Here is a 16,981-nt window from a genome sequence, read left to right on the forward strand (position 1 = left end):
GGGTTTTGTTTTTGGGCCGCGAAAATCCCGGACATAAAAAACCACCCATGCAGGTGGTTTTTTTATAAGCGGGATTCACTCCCCGCGATAGATGCAGCCACTGGTGCAGGTCTCGTGGATACGAATCGCCGACAGCTCGGGCAGCAACGGCTTCAACTCCTGCCAGATCCACTTCGCCAGGTTCTCGCTGGTGGGGTTCTCAAGGCCGGGAATATCATTCAGGTAGTTATGGTCCAGACGCTCATACAGCGGCTTGAAGATCGCCTTGATCTCCGAGAAGTCACGGATCCAGCCGGTATGCGGGTCCATATCGCCGCTCAGATGAATCGCCACCTTGAACGAGTGACCATGCAGGCGACCGCATTTATGGCCGTCCGGCACGTGGGGCAGTTTGTGGGCGGATTCGAACGTAAACTCTTTGAAGATTTCCACGGTAATGTCAGCTCTGAAGGGTGGCCAGCGCGCAGCCGATGAATGCAGGGCGGCAGTTTAACAGCTTGCGCGGCGGCAATCGCCTCAAAGCGCCAACAGGCGTTCACCCAGGCGGCCATTGTCGACCAGTTCGAGAAACTCGTCGCCCAGCCGCCGGCTCTGCTCCATCGCTTTGCGCCAATAGGCCTGGCGGCCCTTATCGTCACCCATATAACGCTTGAAGTCGTTACGATCAGGCAGCTTGCCGTGGGGCAGGCGGGCCAGGTATTCCCGCGAAGGCGCCAGCAGCAACACATCCTGCAACCTGTCCGGGTTGCCCCGGCGCCAGGGCAGGGTCTTGTCGAACCAGCCGGGGATGACCTTGTCGGTGAAATGCGGATACAGCACCACATCGTCGCCGCTGTAGGGCAGGTCCAGGTGATAGTCCAGCAGCCCGCCATCGCGGTAGGTACCGACGCCGACTCCGGCGATATCGCGCACGCCTTCCATCACCATCGGGATGGAGCCGGAGGCCAGCAGGCCCTGACGCAGATTGTCGGCGGCCAGGGGCAGGCAGCGTGATGGAAAGTCAGTGAGCGCCTGAAGGGGAGGGGCCAGTCGCGGATCATGCAGGATGATCCGCTCGAAATGCCGTGACAGGCGCGAGCGCTTGACCAGGTTGTCGGCGATCACCGACGACAGCCCAAGCCCCAGGCGCCCCCGATGATCATGGGCGAGCAGACCATGGCTCTTCACGATCACCACATTCAGGCGATAATGGTTGTTGGTCAGGATCGACGCATCGCGGCCATCGAGCAGGTCATGGAGCATGCGCCGGCAGCTCTCGCTGACCTGGGCCATGGTCACGCCCTTGGCGAAGCTCTGTTCGTTGTAGAGTTGGCCCAACCGTGTAATGCCCTCGGCGGCATTCGGCAGGCAGGCACTGGCGAAGCGCCAGGCACCGATGGAGGCGCCGATCAGCGAGCGTTCCCGCGGACTGGCCGGCAGCCATTCACCGAACAGGGCCAGGTCCAGTCCCTGGATACCGAGGGCCTTTGGACCGCCGGCCGCACCGGGCAAGGTGCCGACATCGGCGGCTTTCAAGCCCTGTTCGCGAATGCGTTGCAGAGTCCGCTTGCCGGCCTTGAGGGTCAAGGCGGGAAACTTGATATGGATGGCGGTCATACGGGCCTCGTTCTACCGGGACAGCGATTATAAGGGAGCTCGCCGGCTGCGAGGGTGGTTCTCCTGCAAAAGCCAACACTCGGGCTGATACCGCTCTGAAAAATTCAGTTTTGATTAAGTTGCGGTATTTACCCTGTGAAACTGACAGATCAGCCGATACCGAGCGGAATGAGCAAGACGGCGGTTTCACTTATCAGATAGAACTGCGCGGCGCTCAGGGAGTTGAGTGGGATATTGAATCGGACGCCAGCGGCGGGCGGGTTCTCAAGGATCATCAGGACAGTCAATGACGTTGAATCAGCACGCCTGCACCCTGCTCGCGCTCGCGGCCTTCTGCTCCACGGTTTCGGCCAATGACCTGAACCAGGACGAGGCCCTGCGCCTGCGCCGCCAGGGCGTCATCATGCCGCTGGAGCAACTGCTGCAGCAGGCCTTGAACCATTATCCCGGAGCGAAGCTGCTGGAAGCCGAACTGGTGAGCCGGCATGACGTCTATGTCTATGACGTCGAGCTGTTGACCCGTGCCGGTGTCGTTCGGGATATCGAGCTGGATGCCAGCAATGGTCGTTTATTAAAAGACAAGGAAGACGATTGATGCGGTTGTTGTTGGTGGAAGACCATGTTCCCTTGGCGGACGAGCTGTTGGCCAGCCTGACCCGGCAAGGCTATGCCGTCGACTGGCTGGCCGATGGGCGCGATGCGCTCTTCCAGGGAGCGGTCGAGCCCTATGACCTGATCATCCTCGATCTCGGGCTGCCAGGGTTGCCGGGGCTCGAGGTGTTGCACAAGTGGCGCGCCGACAGCCTGGCGGTGCCGGTGCTGATCCTCACCGCGCGAGGCTCCTGGGCCGAGCGTATCGAAGGGCTCAAGGCCGGTGCCGACGATTACCTGACCAAGCCGTTTCACCCGCAGGAGTTGCAGCTGCGGGTCCAGTCGTTGCTGCGCCGGGCTCGTGGCCAGGCCAACCAGCCGACCCTGAAGGCCGCCGGCCTGCATCTGGACGAAGGTCGCCAGTGCGTCAGCCGCGAGGGCGGCGACGTGCAGCTCACGGCAGCCGAATTCAGGCTGTTGCGTTACTTCATGCTGCACCCGGAACAGATTCTCTCGAAAAGCCATCTGGCCGAGCATCTCTACGACGGCGAAACCGAGCGTGATTCCAATGTGCTGGAGGTGCATGTCAATCACCTGCGACGCAAGCTCGGGCGCGGCGTGATTGAAACCCGCCGGGGCCAGGGTTATCGCTTTGGTGGCGCGGCTCAGTGAAGTCGATTCAGCGCCGTCTGAGCCTGGGACTGGTCAGTGTGTTGCTCGTCGCCGGACTGGTGGTGGCGCCGACCAGCCTCTGGCTGTTCGAGCTGGGCCTGCAGCGCTATCTGGAAGACGGACTGCATGCTGACAGCGAAAGCCTGCTGGTGGCGCTGGTACGCACCCCCCAGGGGCTGAAACTGGATGAGCGGCGTTTGTCGCCGGCCTATCAGCGGCCCTTTTCCGGACATTACTTTCGGATCGACTTCGCCGATCAACACTGGCGCTCGCGTTCACTCTGGGACCAGGAGCTGCCCAGCGTCGAAAAGGCCGGGTTGCACGCCAACCTGCAACTGGGGCCGGAAGGGCAGATGCTGCTGGTGCTGCGTTCCGACTATCGACGCCTCGGCCAGTCGATCAGCATCAGTGTGGCCCAGGACTACACCCCGGTCCGCCGTAGTTTCCAGCTGATGCAGCGTATCGGCCTGGGCATCGGCCTGACCGCGCTGATCGTGATTCTGCTGTTGCAACGGGTCACCGTGCGCCGGGCCTTGCGCCCGCTGGAAAACGCCCGCAAGCAGATTGCCCAGTTGCAACAGGGACAACGCTCGCAACTCGACACCCAGGTGCCGGTGGAGCTGGAGCCGCTGGTGTCGCAGATCAATCGCCTGCTGGCCCATACCGAGGGCAGCCTCAAGCGTTCGCGCAACGCCCTGGGCAATCTCGGCCACGCGCTCAAGACTCCGCTGGCAGTCATGCTGAGCCTGACCTCCAGTGCCGAACTGGACGCTCATCCGCTGCTGCGCAAGACCCTGCGTGAACAATTGGAGCAGATCCAGCAACGCCTGGAGCGGGAACTGGGGCGTGCCCGGCTGGCGGGGGATACCTTGCCCGGTGCGGTTTTCGATTGCGATGCGGAGCTGCCGGCGCTGTTCTCGACCCTGCGCATGATCCATGGCGAGCACCTGAGCCTGGAGCATGAGGTTGTCCCTGGCTTGCAGTTGCCCTGGGATCGCGAGGATCTGCTGGAACTGCTCGGCAACCTGCTGGACAACGCCTGCAAGTGGGCCGATGCGCAGGTGCGCCTGAGTATTGTCGAAGTCTCGGCCGGTTATCGCCTGGGGATCGAGGATGATGGTCCGGGCATTCCGGCGCAGAGTAGGGCGCAGGTCTTCAGCCGCGGTACCCGCCTGGACGAACAGACCCGCGGGCATGGGCTGGGCCTGGGGATCGTGCGGGATATCGTCGAGGCCTGGGGCGGCGATCTGCGTTTGTCGAACAGCCCGCTGGGCGGGCTGCTGGTGACGGTCGATGTACCACGCCGCTAGAGCCTAGGCGCGGAACTGGTCCATCAGGCCCTGCTGCTGGTTGGCGAGGCTGTTGAGGGACTGGCTGACCCGCGCCGATTCATTGGCCTGGCCGGACAGCGATTCGGTGACGTCGCGAATGGTCGCCACATTGCTGTTGATCTCCTCGGCCACCGCGCTCTGTTCTTCCGCCGCACTGGCGATCTGCAGGTTCATGTCGCTGATCACCGTCACCGCTTCGCCGATCTGTTGCAGGGCGGTCACTGCCTGGCCGACCTGTTCGACACTGCCTTGCGCCTGACGGTGGCTGTTGCCCATGGAGGTGACCACTTCCTGGGTCCCGCTCTGCAACTGCTCGATGACTTGGCGGGTTTCTTCCACCGACTCCTGGGTGCGTCGGGCCAGGTTGCGCACTTCATCGGCGACCACGGCAAAACCGCGTCCGGCTTCACCGGCACGAGCAGCCTCGATGGCGGCATTGAGCGCCAGCAGGTTGGTCTGTTCGGCAATGGCGCGAATCACCTCCAGTACCGAGCCGATCTTCTCGCTGTTGGCCGCCAGCCCTTCGACCTGGACCATGGCCGCGCTCATGTCGGCGGCCAGGTGACCGATGCTGCTGGTGGTGCGGTCGATCACCGTCAGGCCCTGGCGCGTGGCCTGGTCGGCGGCACGCGCTGCCTGGGCCGCCTGGGCGGCGCTGCGGGCGACATCCTGGGCGGTGGCGCTCATTTCGTGGGATGCGGTGGCGACCTGGTCGACCTGGCGGTACTGCTGCTCCATGCCGGCGCTGGTCTGGGTGGCAATGGCGGCGGACTGGTCGGCGGTGCCGCGGGCGTCCTGTACCGAGCGCTTGACCTCGGCGATCACCGGTTGCAGCTTGTCGAGGAAACGGTTGAACCAGCCGGCCAACTGGCCCAGTTCGTCGCGCTTGTCATAGGTCAGGCGGCGGGTCAGGTCGCCTTCGCCGCTGGCAATGTCTTCGAGCATCCGCGCCACGGTCAGGATCGGCCGGGTCACGCTGCGGGCCATCAGCCAGACCAGCAACAGCCCGACCACCGCGGCCAGCAGGCCAAGGCCGAGTTCGGTCAGGGTGCCGGCGGCATTACGCTCGTCGAGTTGGGCCTTGAGTGTTTCTGCCGGTCCTACCAGGACCTTTTCCGGGATATCGAGCAATACGCCCCAGGACTTGCCGTCGGGAATCGGCTGGAACGGCGCGAGGATCTTCAACCGTTCCTGTTCGCGCAGGCTCTGTGTCCGGGTGCTGCTGGCCAGTTGGCGGATCAGTGCGGCACCGTTGAGGGGATCGATCTTGTCCAGGCGCTGGCTGAGTTTGCTGGCGTCCGGGCTGTAGCCGGCCAGCAGGCCCACCGGGCTGAGGATGCTGACGCTGGTCTGGCCGTCATAGAGCTTCTTGCTCGCCTGCTGGCTGACCGCTTGCAGACTGTTGAGGTTGATATCCACCGACAACGAGGCAATCACTTTGCCTTCGACCATCAACGGAAACACGATGCTGGTCATCAGCACGTTCTGGCCGTTGATTGCATAGAAGTAAGGTTCGATCACGCAGGGTTTGAGGGTACTGCGCGGGCAGGTGAACCAGGCATTGTTCGGTTCGCCGCTGGGGCCGGTGCTGGTGTCGGCCATATCGCTTTCCGGCAGCGGCATGGAGGTCAGCTGGCCCGGGGTCGGTTGCGACCAGTAGAGGGCAAAGCGGCCCTTGTCATTGCTGCCGATCTCCTTCTGGCCGGCGAACAGTTCATCCTTGCCGTCCAGCGCATTGGCTTCGAAGACCAGGGACAGGCCGAGCAGGTCCGGGTTGGCTTGCAGCGCGGACTTCACCTGGCGGGTCAGGTCCTCGCGCAGGTCGAAGGCATCGAGAAAGCGTTTTTCCGCCTGTTCACGCAGGAACAGCACCTGACGGGCAAAGCCGCTGCCGTATTGGTAGGCGTCCATGAATTGACGACGAATGATCAGCGCCTGGACCTCGCCCTGGGCTTCGATCCGCGCCTGGGCCGCTTCGTTGAGCATCTCCATGCTCGAGGTTTTCACCAGTTCCGAGCTGTGTTCCATGCGGTAGAGGGAAAGACCTACCAGCAGGGTGACCACGCCCGACAGGCAGAGCCCGGCGAGCAGGGTGATTTTCCACTGAATGGAAAGCTGTCTGAGCGACATGAAGTGACATCCTTAATCGGGGGCAACAGAAGACGGAAGGTTTAACGGCGTACGGCTTTTTTTCTTTATTTAATTGTTCAATCAAAAATAAGTAAAGGCCTTCAGTGAACGTCTATTTCACTGAAAAATATAGGGTTATTGGATAGGCCGAGGCCGTTTCACGGCGGCAGGGAGTGGGCGCGCAGGGAGAATAACGTCAACCCGTAATTGGCTGATATCCGTAGTGCGTCATTTGCGTGTATCAATAGCCACTATGCTCAACTTTGGCCGTCCCAAGCCGCTAACCCGTTGAGCGTCTATTCCTATAAGAGAGCATCATCATGGGTCTGAGCCTGAAGGCGAAAGTCGTGTCCCTCGCAGTACTACCGGTATTGCTCTGTGCTGTGGTGATCAGTCTGACCACGGTCTGGATGCTGCAGAATCAGGCCAGGGATGAGGTGGAGGAGACCCATCAGCGGTTGCTGTCGGAGTCCAAGGCGACCTTGCAGAACTACGTCACCCAGGTGATGACCGCGATCAAGCCGCTCTACGATGCTTCGGCGCCGGGTGACCTGACGGCCCGGGCCCAGGCGGTGAAATTGCTGTCGAGTATCAAGTATGGCAAGGACGGTTACTTTTTCGGCTACGACTCGCAAGTCGTGCGGGTGTTCAAGAGCGACAACCCGGATGGCGTCGGCAAGAGTTTCAAGGATGCCCGCGACCCGAATGGCGTCTACGTCAACCGTGACCTGGTGCAGGTCGCCAAGGACGGTACCCATTACCTGACCTACAGTGCGTCGCTGGCCACCAACGAACAGGTGCTGGTGCCCAAGATCGGTTACACCGAATTCCTGCCCAAGTGGGACATGGCCATCGGTACCTTCGTCAACCTTGACGGCATCGATGCCCAGGTCGCGGAGCTGGAGACCAAGGTCCATCAGCGCATGGAAGGGGTGATCCTGAGCATTCTCGGAATCACCGCCGTGGTGCTGCTGGTGATCGCGGTTCTCGGGGTGCTGATGGCGAATGCCATTTTGCGACCCTTGCAATTGATGAAGCTCAGCCTGGACGATATTGCCGCTGGGGAAGGTGACCTGACCCGGCGCCTGGAGATCACCAGCCAGGATGAACTGGGCCAGTTGGCCGGTTCCTTCAACCGCTTTGTCGACAAGATCCATGGCCTGGTGCGGCAGATCACTGAAATGACTGTGCAGCTGACCACGTTGGTCGGCCAGGTCAGTGATCAGGCCCAGCGCTCGGAACAGGCGATGGAGCGCCAGCGTCACGAAACCGATCAGGTGGCCACCGCGATCAACGAAATGTCCTCGGCGGCCCAGGAAGTGGCACGTAGCGCACAAGGTGCGGCGGTTGCCGCGCAGCAGACCGATGTCGAGGGCAAGACCGCCAAGCGCGTGGTCGACGGCAGCATCCAGCAGATCCATGCGCTGGTGAAGGACATTCGCCACAGCGGCACCACCCTCGACAGCCTGCAACAGGACGTGACCTCGATTGTCAGCGTGCTCGGGGTGATTCGTTCGATTGCCGAGCAGACCAACCTGTTGGCGCTTAACGCCGCCATCGAGGCGGCGCGGGCCGGTGAGGCGGGACGCGGCTTTGCGGTGGTGGCCGATGAAGTGCGGGCGCTGGCCAGCCGGACCCAGCAGAGCACCCAGGAAATCCAGGGCATGATCGATCGTCTGCAAACGGGAACGCAGGTGGCGGTGGAGGCCATGCGCCGTTCCAGCGATGCTGGCGACGGGACTTCGGATCGGGCCAACGAGGCCGGTGCATCGCTCGATACCATGGCGCAGTTGATCGGCACCATCAACGCGATGAACGCGCAGATCGCCAGTGCCGCCGAAGAGCAGACCGCGGTGGCCGAAGAAATCAACCGCAGCGTGCACCAGATCGCCACGGCGGTGGACAGCGTGGCGGATGAAACCCAGCGCGGTGCCCAGACCTCCCGCAGCCTGGCGGAGCTGGGACGCAGCCTGGGCAAGCTGGTGGGGCAGTTCAGGATCTAAAAGCTGAAAGCCGTTGACCGTCCATTCCTATAAGAGAGAACCATTATGCGTCTGAGCCTGAAGACCAAAGTCGTGTCCCTCGCGGTACTGCCGGTATTGCTCTGCGCCCTGGTGATCAGTCTGACCATGGTTTGGATCTTGCAGAATCAGGCCAAGGATGAGGTGGAGGAAACCCGTCAGCGTCTGCTGTCGGAGGCCAAGGTGACCTTGCAGAATTACGTCACCCTGGCGATCACCGCGATCAAGCCGCTCTACGATGCGTCGGCCCCGGGCGACATGGCGGTCCGAGCCCAGGCGGTGAAATTGCTGTCGAGTATCAAGTATGGCAAGGAAGGCTACTTTTTCGGCACCGACTCGCAGATCGTGCGGGTGTTCAAGAGTGACAACCCCGAGGGTGTCGGCAAGAATTTCAACGACGCCCACGACGCCAATGGCATCTATTACACCCGCGAGCTGGTCCGGGTGGCCAAGGACGGAACCCATTACCTGAGATACAGCGCACCGCTACCTGGAAATGATCAGGTACTGATACCCAAGATCGCTTACACCGAATTCCTGCCCAAATGGGATATGTCCGTCGGTACCTCGATCAGCATCGACGGCATCGAGGCCCAGGTCGCTGAGGTGGAGGCCAAGGTCCATCAGCGCATGGAAGGGGTGATCCTGAGTATTTTCGGGATCGCCCTCGTGGTGTTGCTGGTAATCGCGGTCGTCGGGGCGCTGGTGGGCAATGGCATTCTGCGGCCGTTGCAACTGATGAAGCTCAGCCTGGACGATATCGCGGCCGGGGAGGGCGACCTGACCCGGCGCCTGGAGATCACCAGCGAGGACGAACTGGGCCAGTTGGCCGGTTCCTTCAATCGTTTTGTCGACAAGATCCATGGCCTGGTGCGGCAGATCAGCGAAATGACCGTGCAGCTTACGGCGTTGGTCGGTCAGGTCAGCGACCAGGCCCAGCGTTCGGAACAGGCGATGGAGCGTCAACGCCACGAAACCGACCAGGTGGCCACGGCGATCAACCAGATGTCCTCGGCGGCCCAGGAAGTGGCACGTGGCGCCCAAGGGGCGGCGATCGCCGCGCAGCAGACCGATGCCGAGGGCAAGACCGCCAAGCGGGTGGTCGACGGCAGCATCCAGCAGATCCATGCACTGGTGAAGGATATCCGTCACAGCGGCACCACCCTGGACAGCCTGCAACAGGACGTGACCTCGATCGTCAGCGTGCTCGGGGTGATTCGTTCGATTGCCGAGCAGACCAACCTCCTGGCCCTCAACGCTGCCATCGAGGCGGCGCGAGCGGGTGAGGCGGGGCGTGGGTTTGCGGTGGTGGCCGATGAAGTGCGGGCGCTGGCCAGCCGGACCCAGCAGAGCACCCAGGAAATCCAGGGCATGATCGATCGTCTGCAAACGGGAACGCAGGTGGCGGTGGAGGCCATGCGCCGTTCCAGCGAGGCGGGTGACGGGACTTCGGATCAGGCCAACGAGGCCGGTGCGTCGCTGGATACCATGGCGCAGTTGATCGGCACCATCAACACGATGAACGCGCAGATCGCCAGCGCTGCCGACGAGCAGACCGCGGTGGCCGAGGAGATCAACCGCAGCGTGCACCAGATCGCCTCGGCAGTGGACAGCGTGGCGGATGAAACCCAGCGCAGCGCCCAGACCTCCCGCAGTCTGGCGGAGCTGGGACGCAGCCTGGGCAAGTTGGTAGGACAGTTCCGGATCTGATTGCGGGTTTGTGGAGAACATTGTGGCGAGCGGGCTTGCCCGCGTTGGGTCGCGAAGCGGCCCTAAAACCGGCGAACTCTTCCTATCTGGCAGACCGAGGTGTCAGGGTTTACGACTGCTTCGCAGCCGAGCGCGGGCAAGCCCGCTCGCCACAGGACTGTGCTCGACTTCAAACTACTGATCGCCGGTCGTGACATCCCGCATCAACAAGCCAAACTGCAACGCCACCCCTTCTGGAACCGGCAGGTACACCGTGTGCCCATCCCCAGGCGCCACCGTGATCCGCTCGCCACGCTCATTACGCAGTTCATCCAGATCAAAATGCAGGTTGCCCTCGGGCGTCATCAGCTCCAGATGATCCCCCAACCCAAAGCGGTTCTTCACCTTGACCTGCGCCAGCCCCTCACGCCGCTCACCCGTCAGCTCCCCGACAAACTGCTGGCGTTCCGAGACCGAACTGCCGTGCTGATAGTTCTGGTATTCGTCATGCACATGCCGGCGCAGGAAACCCTCGGTATATCCACGCTGGGCCAGTGACTCGAGGTCATTCATCAGGCTGCGATCAAACGCTCGCCCAGCCACGGCATCATCAATCGCCCGGCGATAGACCTGGGTCGTTCGCGCGCAGTAGAAATACGATTTGGTCCGGCCTTCGATCTTCAGCGAATGCACACCCATGTGCGTCAGCCGCTCGACATGCTGCACGGCGCGCAGGTCCTTGGCGTTCATGATGTAGGTGCCGTGCTCATCCTCGAAGGCCGGCATCGACTCATCCGGTCGCTGGGCCTCCTGGAGCAGGAACACCTGCTCGGTCGGCGCCCCGAGGCCCAGGGTCGGTTCGACGGGATCGAACGCCTGGACAATCTCGCCCAGCAGGTTTTCCGCGGCGGGCTGCGCCTTGTACTGCCAGCGGCAGGCATTGGTACAACTGCCCTGGTTGGCGTCGCGGCGGTTCATGTACCCGGAGAGCAGGCAGCGCCCGGAATAGGCCATGCACAATGCCCCGTGGACGAACACCTCCAGCTCCATATCCGGCACCTGTTCGCGGATCTCGCCGATCTCCTCCAGGGACAGCTCCCGGGAAAGGATGATCCGGCTCAGCCCCAGTTGCTGCCAGAACTGCACGCTGGCCCAGTTCACCGTATTGGCCTGCACCGACAGGTGAATCGGCATCTGCGGGAAATGCTCGCGCACCAGCATGATCAGCCCGGGGTCGGACATGATCAGCGCATCCGGGGCCATGGCGATCACCGGCGCCAGGTCCTTGAGAAAGGTCTTCAGCTTGGCATTGTGCGGGGCGATGTTCACCACCACGTAGAAGCGCTTGCCCCGGGCCTGGGCTTCCTGGATGCCGAGGGCCAGGTTGGCGTGGTCGAACTCGTTGTTGCGCACCCTCAGGCTGTAGCGCGGCTGGCCGGCGTAGACCGCATCGGCGCCATAGGCGAAGGCGTAGCGCATGTTCTTCAGGGTACCGGCGGGGGCCAGCAGTTCGGGGGAGGGGAGGGCCATGGTCGGATCGTTCGCAAAAGGTCGCGAGGCTAAGGCATTCGGAGGCCGGGGTTATTGATCTGGGTCTATTCAGCGTCACTTCCTGTAGGAGCCGGCTTGCTGGCGATAGCGATGTCCCATTCACCCTCGCAATCGCTGGCAAGCCATCAGGCCCCAGAAACAAGACACCCCGCCGGAGTTGCCTCGGGCGGGGTGTCGGGTACGGCCGGCGACTGCTTAGCTCGCCAGTACCGCGTGTTGTACCAGTTCCAGCAGCGGTTGCGGGTACAGGCCGAGGAAGAAGGCCAGTACCGCGATCGCCAGCAGCATCACGCCGCCCGCGCGCTGTTCCCAGTGCAGCTGGGCATCGACACGACGCAGGTTCGGTTCGATCAGGTACAGGGTGACCATCACGCGCAGGTAGTAGAACACGCCGATGGCACTGCCCAGCACCAACGAACCGATCAGCCACCAGTGATGGGACTCGACACCGGTCGCGATGATGTAGAACTTGCCGATAAAGCCGGCGGTCAGCGGGATACCGGCCAGGGACAGCATCATCACGGTCAGTACGGCGGTCAGGTACGGACGGCGCCAGAACAGGCCGCGGTATTCGTACAGGGCATCCGCGTCACGGCCTTTGTAAGGCGAGGACATCAGGGTGATCACGCCGAAAGCGCCGAGGCTGGTGATCACGTAGGTGACCAGGTACACGCCCATGGCTTCCATCGCCAGACCCTTGCTCGCCACCAGGGCGATCAACAGGTAACCGAAGTGGGCGATGGACGAATAACCCAGCAGACGCTTGAGGTTGTTCTGGGTCAGCGCCAGCAGGTTACCGATCAGGATCGAAGCGATGGCGATCACCGCCAGCACATTGCTCAGGACACCACTGCTGGCCACCGGAGAGATCTGGAACAGGCGGATCATCACGGCGAACACCGCGACCTTGCTGGCGGTGGCAAGGAATGCCGCCACCGGCGCAGGCGCGCCTTCGTACACGTCCGGGGTCCACAGGTGGAACGGCACCAGCGACAGCTTGAATGCCAGGCCGACCAGCATCATGCCCAGGCCCAGTTGGGCAATCGGGCTTGGCAGGCCGGTGGCCGCCAGGGCGTGACCGATACCGGTGAAGCTCAGGGTGCCGGCTTCAGCGTAGAGCAGGGCCATACCGAACAGCAGGAAGGCCGAACCGGCAGCCGACAGCACCATGTACTTGATGCCGGCTTCCAGCGAACGCTTGTTGAAGAAGGCATAAGCCACCAGGCCGTAGACCGGTACCGAGAGCAGTTCCAGGCCGATAAACAGGCTGGCCAGGTGCTGCGCGCTGACCAGGACCAGACCGCCGGCGGCGGCCATCAGGATCAGCAGGTAGAGTTCTTCACGGTTGCCCGGGTAGCCGTCGCCGCCATCGCCCAGGTAGGCATGGGCCAGAGTGACGCAGGCCAGGGTGGCGACCAGGATCAGCGCCATGTACAGGCAGGCGAAGTCGTCGATCTGGATCAGCGCTGTCACCGCCAGTGGCGCGACTTTCAGCGCCGGGATGATCGACAGCAGCGCCAGGTTGAGACCGGCCACCGAGAGCAGGAAGGTCTGTGAGTGGTTGCGGCGCCAGGCGATCGCCAGCATCACCACGACAACGGTGAGACTGGTGATCAGCAGCGGTGCAAGCGCAATAAAGTGTTGAGTCGTCAGGTCCATAGCGCTCTTACCGGGCCGAAGCGAGTTGAGTGAAGGCGGTGCCGAGCCACTGCTGCACACCATGCATGGTGGCGGCGGAAGTATCGAGGAACGGTTGCGGGTACACGCCGATGTAGATCAGCAGTACCGCCAGTCCCAGCACCATGATCAGTTCGCGGCCATCCATGCCGTGCAGCACGGCATCGGATTTGGACGGGCCGAAGTAGGCACGGTGAATCATGATCAGCGAGTAGACCGAACCGAACACCAGGCCCGACGTGGCAATCGCGGTAATCCACGGTGCCGCGACGAAGGTGCCGATCAGGATCAGGAACTCGCCGACGAAGTTGCCGGTCCCCGGCAGGCCCAGCGACGCGGCCGCGAAGAACAGGCTGATGGCCGGCAGGTAGGCGATCTTCGACCACAGGCCACCCATTTCACGCATGTCGCGAGTGTGGGTACGCTCGTAGAGCTGGCCGCTGAGGATAAAGAGTGCCGCCGCCGACAGGCCGTGGGCGAGCATCTGGATCACCGCGCCTTGCAGGGCCAGCTGGCTGCCGGAATAGATCCCGATCAGCACGAAGCCCATGTGCGAGACGCTGGAGAAGGCGATCAGGCGCTTGATGTCGGTTTGGGCGAAGGCCAGGAACGCGCCGTAGAAGATCCCGATCAGACCCAGGGTCATGGCAATCGGCGCGAACTCCGCCGAGGCATTCGGGAACAGCGGCAGGGCGAAACGCAGCAGACCGTAGGCGGCGGTTTTCAGCAAGATACCTGCCAGGTCCACGGAGCCGGCGGTCGGTGCCTGGGCGTGGGCGTCAGGCAGCCAGGAGTGGAACGGCACCACCGGCAGTTTCACCGCGAAGGCGATGAAGAAGCCGAGCATCAGGATGTACTCGGTGGTCAGCGACATCTTGGTTTTCAACAGGTCGGCGTAGTTGAAGGTAATCACGCCGGTGTTGTTGAAGTTGACCAGGACCAGACCGAGGATCGCCACCAACATGATCAGGCCGGAAGCCTGGGTGAAGATGAAGAACTTGGTCGCCGCGTAGATCCGGGTTTTCTTGCCGTCCGAAGAACTGTGACCCCAGAGCGCGATGAGGAAGTACATCGGCACCAGCATCATTTCCCAGAAGAAGAAGAACATGAACAGGTCGAGGGCGAGGAACACGCCGACGACACCGCCCAGGATCCACATCAGGTTCAGGTGGAAGAAGCCCACGTGACGCTGGATCTCTTTCCACGAGCAGAGTACCGAGAGGATACCCAGCAGGCCGGTCAGCAGGATCATCAACAGCGACAGGCCGTCGAGGGCCAGGTGCACGCTGATGCCGAAGCGCTCGATCCAGATGTGCTTGAACTCAAGCGCGAAGGTCGGAGCGGCGCCAGGCGCCGGTGCCAGATGGAAATCCCCGTGGGCCCACAGCCAGAGGCCGAGGGCGAGTTCGAGGGACATGGTCAGCAGCGCAATCCAGCGGGGGAGGGTGGAGCCGAAACGCTCACCCATCCAGCACAGCAGGCCGCCGATAAAGGGGATCAGGATTAGCCAAGGCAGAATCATGACGGGCTCAATTCCTTTCGCAATGTCGCAAGGTTCATAGTCAGACCGCTACCAGCACAATGGCGCCCAGCACCACGACGGCACCGGCGGCGATCGACGCGGCATACCAGCGCAGCTGACCGGTCTCGGTACGGCTCAGGGCGGTGTTGCCACCTTTGGCCATACGCGGGATCAGGCCGATGGTCTGGTCGAGCGGGTCTTTGCGCAGCAGATGACTGATCGCCAGGTACGGCTTGACGAACAGCTTGTCGTAGATCCAGTCGAAGCCCCAGGCGGCGAACCACCAGGCCGAGAGGAAACGGCCAATGCCGCTGTTGGCGACGGCGGTCACGAAGCGACGCTTGCCGAGGAACAGCACGGCAGCCAGCAGGATACCGGCCAGGGCAATGGCCCCCGAGGCGATTTCCAGGCTGTGCTTGGCTTCGCCGCCGGCATGACCGGCGCTTTCCGGCAGGACACCGGCCAGTGGCGGATGAATCCAGGCACCGACGAAGGTCGACAGCACGATCAGCACACCCAGTGGCAGCCAGTGGGAAATCCCGTGGCCGGCGTGGGCTTCGGTCTTGGCTTCACCGTGGAAGGTGATGAAGATCAGGCGGAAGGTGTAGAGCGAAGTCATGAACGCGCCGACCAGACCTGCATAAAGCAGATTGTGGTTACCGCTGGCGAAGGCTTCCCAGAGGATCTCGTCCTTGGAGTAGAAACCGGCGGTCACGATCGGCAGCGCGGACAGGGCGGCACCACCGACGATGAAGCTGGCGTAGGCCAACGGCAGTTTCTTCCACAGGCCGCCCATCTTGAAGATGTTCTGCTCGTGGTGGCAGGCAACGATCACCGCACCGGACGCGAGGAACAGCAGGGCCTTGAAGAAGGCGTGGGTCATCAGGTGGAAGATCGCGCCTTCCCAGGCACCGACGCCCAGGGCCAGGAACATGTAGCCGATCTGGCTCATGGTCGAGTAGGCGAGGATCCGCTTGATGTCGGTCTGGACCAGGGCGGCGAAACCGGCCAGGACCAGGGTCACGCCACCGACGATGCCCACCAGGTGCAGGATATCCGGCGCCAGGGTGAACAGGCCGTGGGTACGGGCGATCAGGTAGACACCGGCGGTCACCATGGTCGCGGCGTGGATCAGTGCCGAAACCGGGGTAGGACCGGCCATCGCGTCCGCCAGCCAGGTCTGCAGCGGCAGTTGCGCGGATTTACCGACCGCACCACCGAGCAGCATCAGGGTCGCCAGGACAATCCAGAAGTCGCCGACCTGGAAGTGCTGAGGGGCCTTGACCAGCAGTTCCTGGATATTCAGCGTGCCCAACTGGGTGAACAGGATGAACAGGCCGATGGCCATGAACACGTCGCCGATACGGGTGACGATAAAGGCCTTGAGGGCGGCGTTACCGTTGTTGCGGTTGCTGTAGTAGAAACCGATCAACAGGTACGAGCACAGGCCCACGCCTTCCCAGCCGAAGTACAGGAACAACAGGTTATCGCCCAGGACCAGGAACAGCATGCTGGCGATAAACAGGTTGGTGTAGGCGAAGAAGCGCGAGTAACCGTCTTCACCGCGCATGTACCAGGAGGCGAACAGGTGGATCAGGAAACCCACGCCGACCACCACGCCGAGCATGGTGATCGACAGGCCGTCGACGTACAGGGCGAAGTTGGGGGCAAAACCCTCCACCGACATCCACTGCCACAGCACCAGGGTGTAGTGACCACCCTCGGGCGGCGCGACGTTGAATTGCCAGATCACATAGGCGGCGACGATGGCCGAGAGGCCAATGGAGCCGACACCGATCAGGGCCGAGAGGTTTTCCGAGAGGCGTCCACGGGAGAACGACAGCAGCAGGAAACCGATCAGGGGGAATACGAAAGTCAGAAAGATCATGTTCATCCGCGCATCTCACTGGCAGCGTCGATATCGAGCGTGTGGAAGCGGCGATACAGTTGCAGCAGGATCGCCAGGCCGATACTGGCCTCGGCGGCTGCCAGGCTGATCACCAGGATGAACATGATCTGTCCATCCGGCTGCGCCCAACGTGAGCCCGCGACGATGAAGGCCAGGGCGGCGGCGTTCATCATCACCTCCAGGCTCATCAGCACGAAGAGGATGTTGCGGCGAACCATCAGGCCGATCAGGCCGAGGCTGAACAGGATACCGGCGACAGCCAGGCCATGTTCCAAAGGGATAGCAGGCATGA

General features: G+C 62.4%; 13 protein-coding genes and 3 pseudogenes. 7 read left to right on the plus strand and 9 right to left on the minus strand.

The genetic code is table 11. The features are described 5' to 3' along the window. Positions 1–75: 75 nt before the first annotated feature. Both queD and CWE01_RS08320 read right to left on the minus strand, forming a co-directional pair. On the minus strand, positions 76–432 hold the full coding sequence (gene queD, locus CWE01_RS08315; RefSeq protein WP_100940057.1) for a 6-carboxytetrahydropterin synthase QueD: 357 nt from the start codon (positions 430–432) through the stop codon (positions 76–78). Between the two features lie 84 nt (positions 433–516). Next, positions 517–1,596, minus strand: coding sequence for a hypothetical protein (locus tag CWE01_RS08320; RefSeq protein ID WP_100940058.1), 1,080 nt, complete (start codon positions 1,594–1,596; stop codon positions 517–519). 286 nt (positions 1,597–1,882) lie between these two features. On the opposite strand from CWE01_RS08320, the gene CWE01_RS08325 reads away from it, so the two are divergent. From CWE01_RS08325 to CWE01_RS08335, 3 genes are read left to right on the plus strand one after another with little or no spacing between them, the layout of a single operon-like run. Continuing rightward, a complete protein-coding gene (locus tag CWE01_RS08325; RefSeq protein WP_100940059.1) occupies positions 1,883–2,191 on the plus strand; it encodes a PepSY domain-containing protein in 309 nt (102 codons plus the stop codon). Next, positions 2,191–2,859 carry a response regulator transcription factor gene (locus tag CWE01_RS08330; protein ID WP_100940060.1) on the plus strand — a complete coding sequence of 223 codons (669 nt, stop codon included), beginning with the start codon at positions 2,191–2,193 and terminating at the stop codon, positions 2,857–2,859. Before CWE01_RS08325 ends, CWE01_RS08330 begins: the two co-directional genes overlap by 1 nt. Then, positions 2,856–4,169: an ATP-binding protein gene (locus CWE01_RS08335; RefSeq protein ID WP_100940061.1), complete on the plus strand. Its 1,314-nt coding sequence runs from the start codon at positions 2,856–2,858 to the stop codon at positions 4,167–4,169. Before CWE01_RS08330 ends, CWE01_RS08335 begins: the two co-directional genes overlap by 4 nt. A 3-nt stretch (positions 4,170–4,172) precedes the next feature. Here the strand turns inward: CWE01_RS08335 and CWE01_RS34220 are convergent, their stop codons facing one another. Together CWE01_RS34220 and CWE01_RS34225 are read right to left on the minus strand one after the other, a co-directional pair. Continuing rightward, positions 4,173–4,928 carry a methyl-accepting chemotaxis protein gene (locus tag CWE01_RS34220; RefSeq protein ID WP_371315599.1) on the minus strand — a complete coding sequence of 252 codons (756 nt, stop codon included), beginning with the start codon at positions 4,926–4,928 and terminating at the stop codon, positions 4,173–4,175. A 102-nt stretch (positions 4,929–5,030) separates the two neighbouring features. Then, a pseudogene (locus tag CWE01_RS34225) lies at positions 5,031–6,320 on the minus strand (HAMP domain-containing protein); the annotation flags it as partial. A gap of 410 nt (positions 6,321–6,730) precedes the next feature. Here CWE01_RS34225 and CWE01_RS34230 point away from each other — a divergent pair. The 4 genes and pseudogenes from CWE01_RS34230 to CWE01_RS34245 form a co-directional block, all read left to right on the plus strand. Continuing rightward, positions 6,731–7,465 (plus strand): annotated as a pseudogene (locus CWE01_RS34230) (cache domain-containing protein); the annotation flags it as partial. 102 nt (positions 7,466–7,567) lie between these two features. Beyond that, the gene (locus tag CWE01_RS34235) at positions 7,568–8,323 is read left to right on the plus strand and encodes a methyl-accepting chemotaxis protein (RefSeq protein ID WP_371315600.1); all 756 of its coding nucleotides are present in this window, start codon (positions 7,568–7,570) and stop codon (positions 8,321–8,323) included. A gap of 126 nt (positions 8,324–8,449) precedes the next feature. Further along, positions 8,450–9,193 (plus strand): annotated as a pseudogene (locus tag CWE01_RS34240) (cache domain-containing protein); the annotation flags it as partial. A 102-nt stretch (positions 9,194–9,295) separates the two neighbouring features. Then, positions 9,296–10,051: a methyl-accepting chemotaxis protein gene (locus tag CWE01_RS34245; RefSeq protein ID WP_371917133.1), complete on the plus strand. Its 756-nt coding sequence runs from the start codon at positions 9,296–9,298 to the stop codon at positions 10,049–10,051. Positions 10,052–10,225: 174 nt separating this feature from the next. Here the strand turns inward: CWE01_RS34245 and yegQ are convergent, their stop codons facing one another. The 5 genes from yegQ to nuoK all read right to left on the minus strand — a co-directional run bounded on the left by yegQ (position 10,226) and on the right by nuoK (position 16,979). Then, positions 10,226–11,560, minus strand: coding sequence for a tRNA 5-hydroxyuridine modification protein YegQ (yegQ, locus tag CWE01_RS08355; RefSeq protein ID WP_100940065.1), 1,335 nt, complete (start codon positions 11,558–11,560; stop codon positions 10,226–10,228). A gap of 216 nt (positions 11,561–11,776) precedes the next feature. Next, a complete protein-coding gene (gene nuoN, locus CWE01_RS08360; RefSeq protein WP_100940066.1) occupies positions 11,777–13,240 on the minus strand; it encodes an NADH-quinone oxidoreductase subunit NuoN in 1,464 nt (487 codons plus the stop codon). A gap of 7 nt (positions 13,241–13,247) precedes the next feature. Next, a complete protein-coding gene (gene nuoM / locus CWE01_RS08365; RefSeq protein WP_100940067.1) occupies positions 13,248–14,780 on the minus strand; it encodes an NADH-quinone oxidoreductase subunit M in 1,533 nt (510 codons plus the stop codon). A 40-nt stretch (positions 14,781–14,820) separates the two neighbouring features. Continuing rightward, positions 14,821–16,674, minus strand: coding sequence for an NADH-quinone oxidoreductase subunit L (nuoL, locus tag CWE01_RS08370; RefSeq protein ID WP_100940068.1), 1,854 nt, complete (start codon positions 16,672–16,674; stop codon positions 14,821–14,823). Then, a complete protein-coding gene (gene nuoK / locus CWE01_RS08375) occupies positions 16,671–16,979 on the minus strand; it encodes an NADH-quinone oxidoreductase subunit NuoK (RefSeq protein ID WP_100940069.1) in 309 nt (102 codons plus the stop codon). Before nuoK ends, nuoL begins: the two co-directional genes overlap by 4 nt. Positions 16,980–16,981 lie beyond the last annotated feature (2 nt).

Source organism: Pseudomonas sp. QS1027, from assembly GCF_002814235.1.
Classification (GTDB): domain Bacteria; phylum Pseudomonadota; class Gammaproteobacteria; order Pseudomonadales; family Pseudomonadaceae; genus Aquipseudomonas.

Coding starts and splice junctions, on each gene's coding strand:
- nuoK (WP_100940069.1), bottom strand. CDS start 16,979: ATGCCTGCTATCCCTTTGGAACATGGCCTGGCTGTCGCCGGTATCCTG.
- CWE01_RS08325 (WP_100940059.1), top strand. CDS start 1,883: ATGACGTTGAATCAGCACGCCTGCACCCTGCTCGCGCTCGCGGCCTTC.
- CWE01_RS34235 (WP_371315600.1), top strand. CDS start 7,568: ATGGAGCGCCAGCGTCACGAAACCGATCAGGTGGCCACCGCGATCAAC.
- nuoN (WP_100940066.1), bottom strand. CDS start 13,240: ATGGACCTGACGACTCAACACTTTATTGCGCTTGCACCGCTGCTGATC.
- CWE01_RS08330 (WP_100940060.1), top strand. CDS start 2,191: ATGCGGTTGTTGTTGGTGGAAGACCATGTTCCCTTGGCGGACGAGCTG.
- CWE01_RS34220 (WP_371315599.1), bottom strand. CDS start 4,928: ATGGAGCAGCAGTACCGCCAGGTCGACCAGGTCGCCACCGCATCCCAC.
- CWE01_RS08320 (WP_100940058.1), bottom strand. CDS start 1,596: ATGACCGCCATCCATATCAAGTTTCCCGCCTTGACCCTCAAGGCCGGC.
- CWE01_RS34245 (WP_371917133.1), top strand. CDS start 9,296: ATGGAGCGTCAACGCCACGAAACCGACCAGGTGGCCACGGCGATCAAC.
- nuoM (WP_100940067.1), bottom strand. CDS start 14,780: ATGATTCTGCCTTGGCTAATCCTGATCCCCTTTATCGGCGGCCTGCTG.
- yegQ (WP_100940065.1), bottom strand. CDS start 11,560: ATGGCCCTCCCCTCCCCCGAACTGCTGGCCCCCGCCGGTACCCTGAAG.
- nuoL (WP_100940068.1), bottom strand. CDS start 16,674: ATGAACATGATCTTTCTGACTTTCGTATTCCCCCTGATCGGTTTCCTG.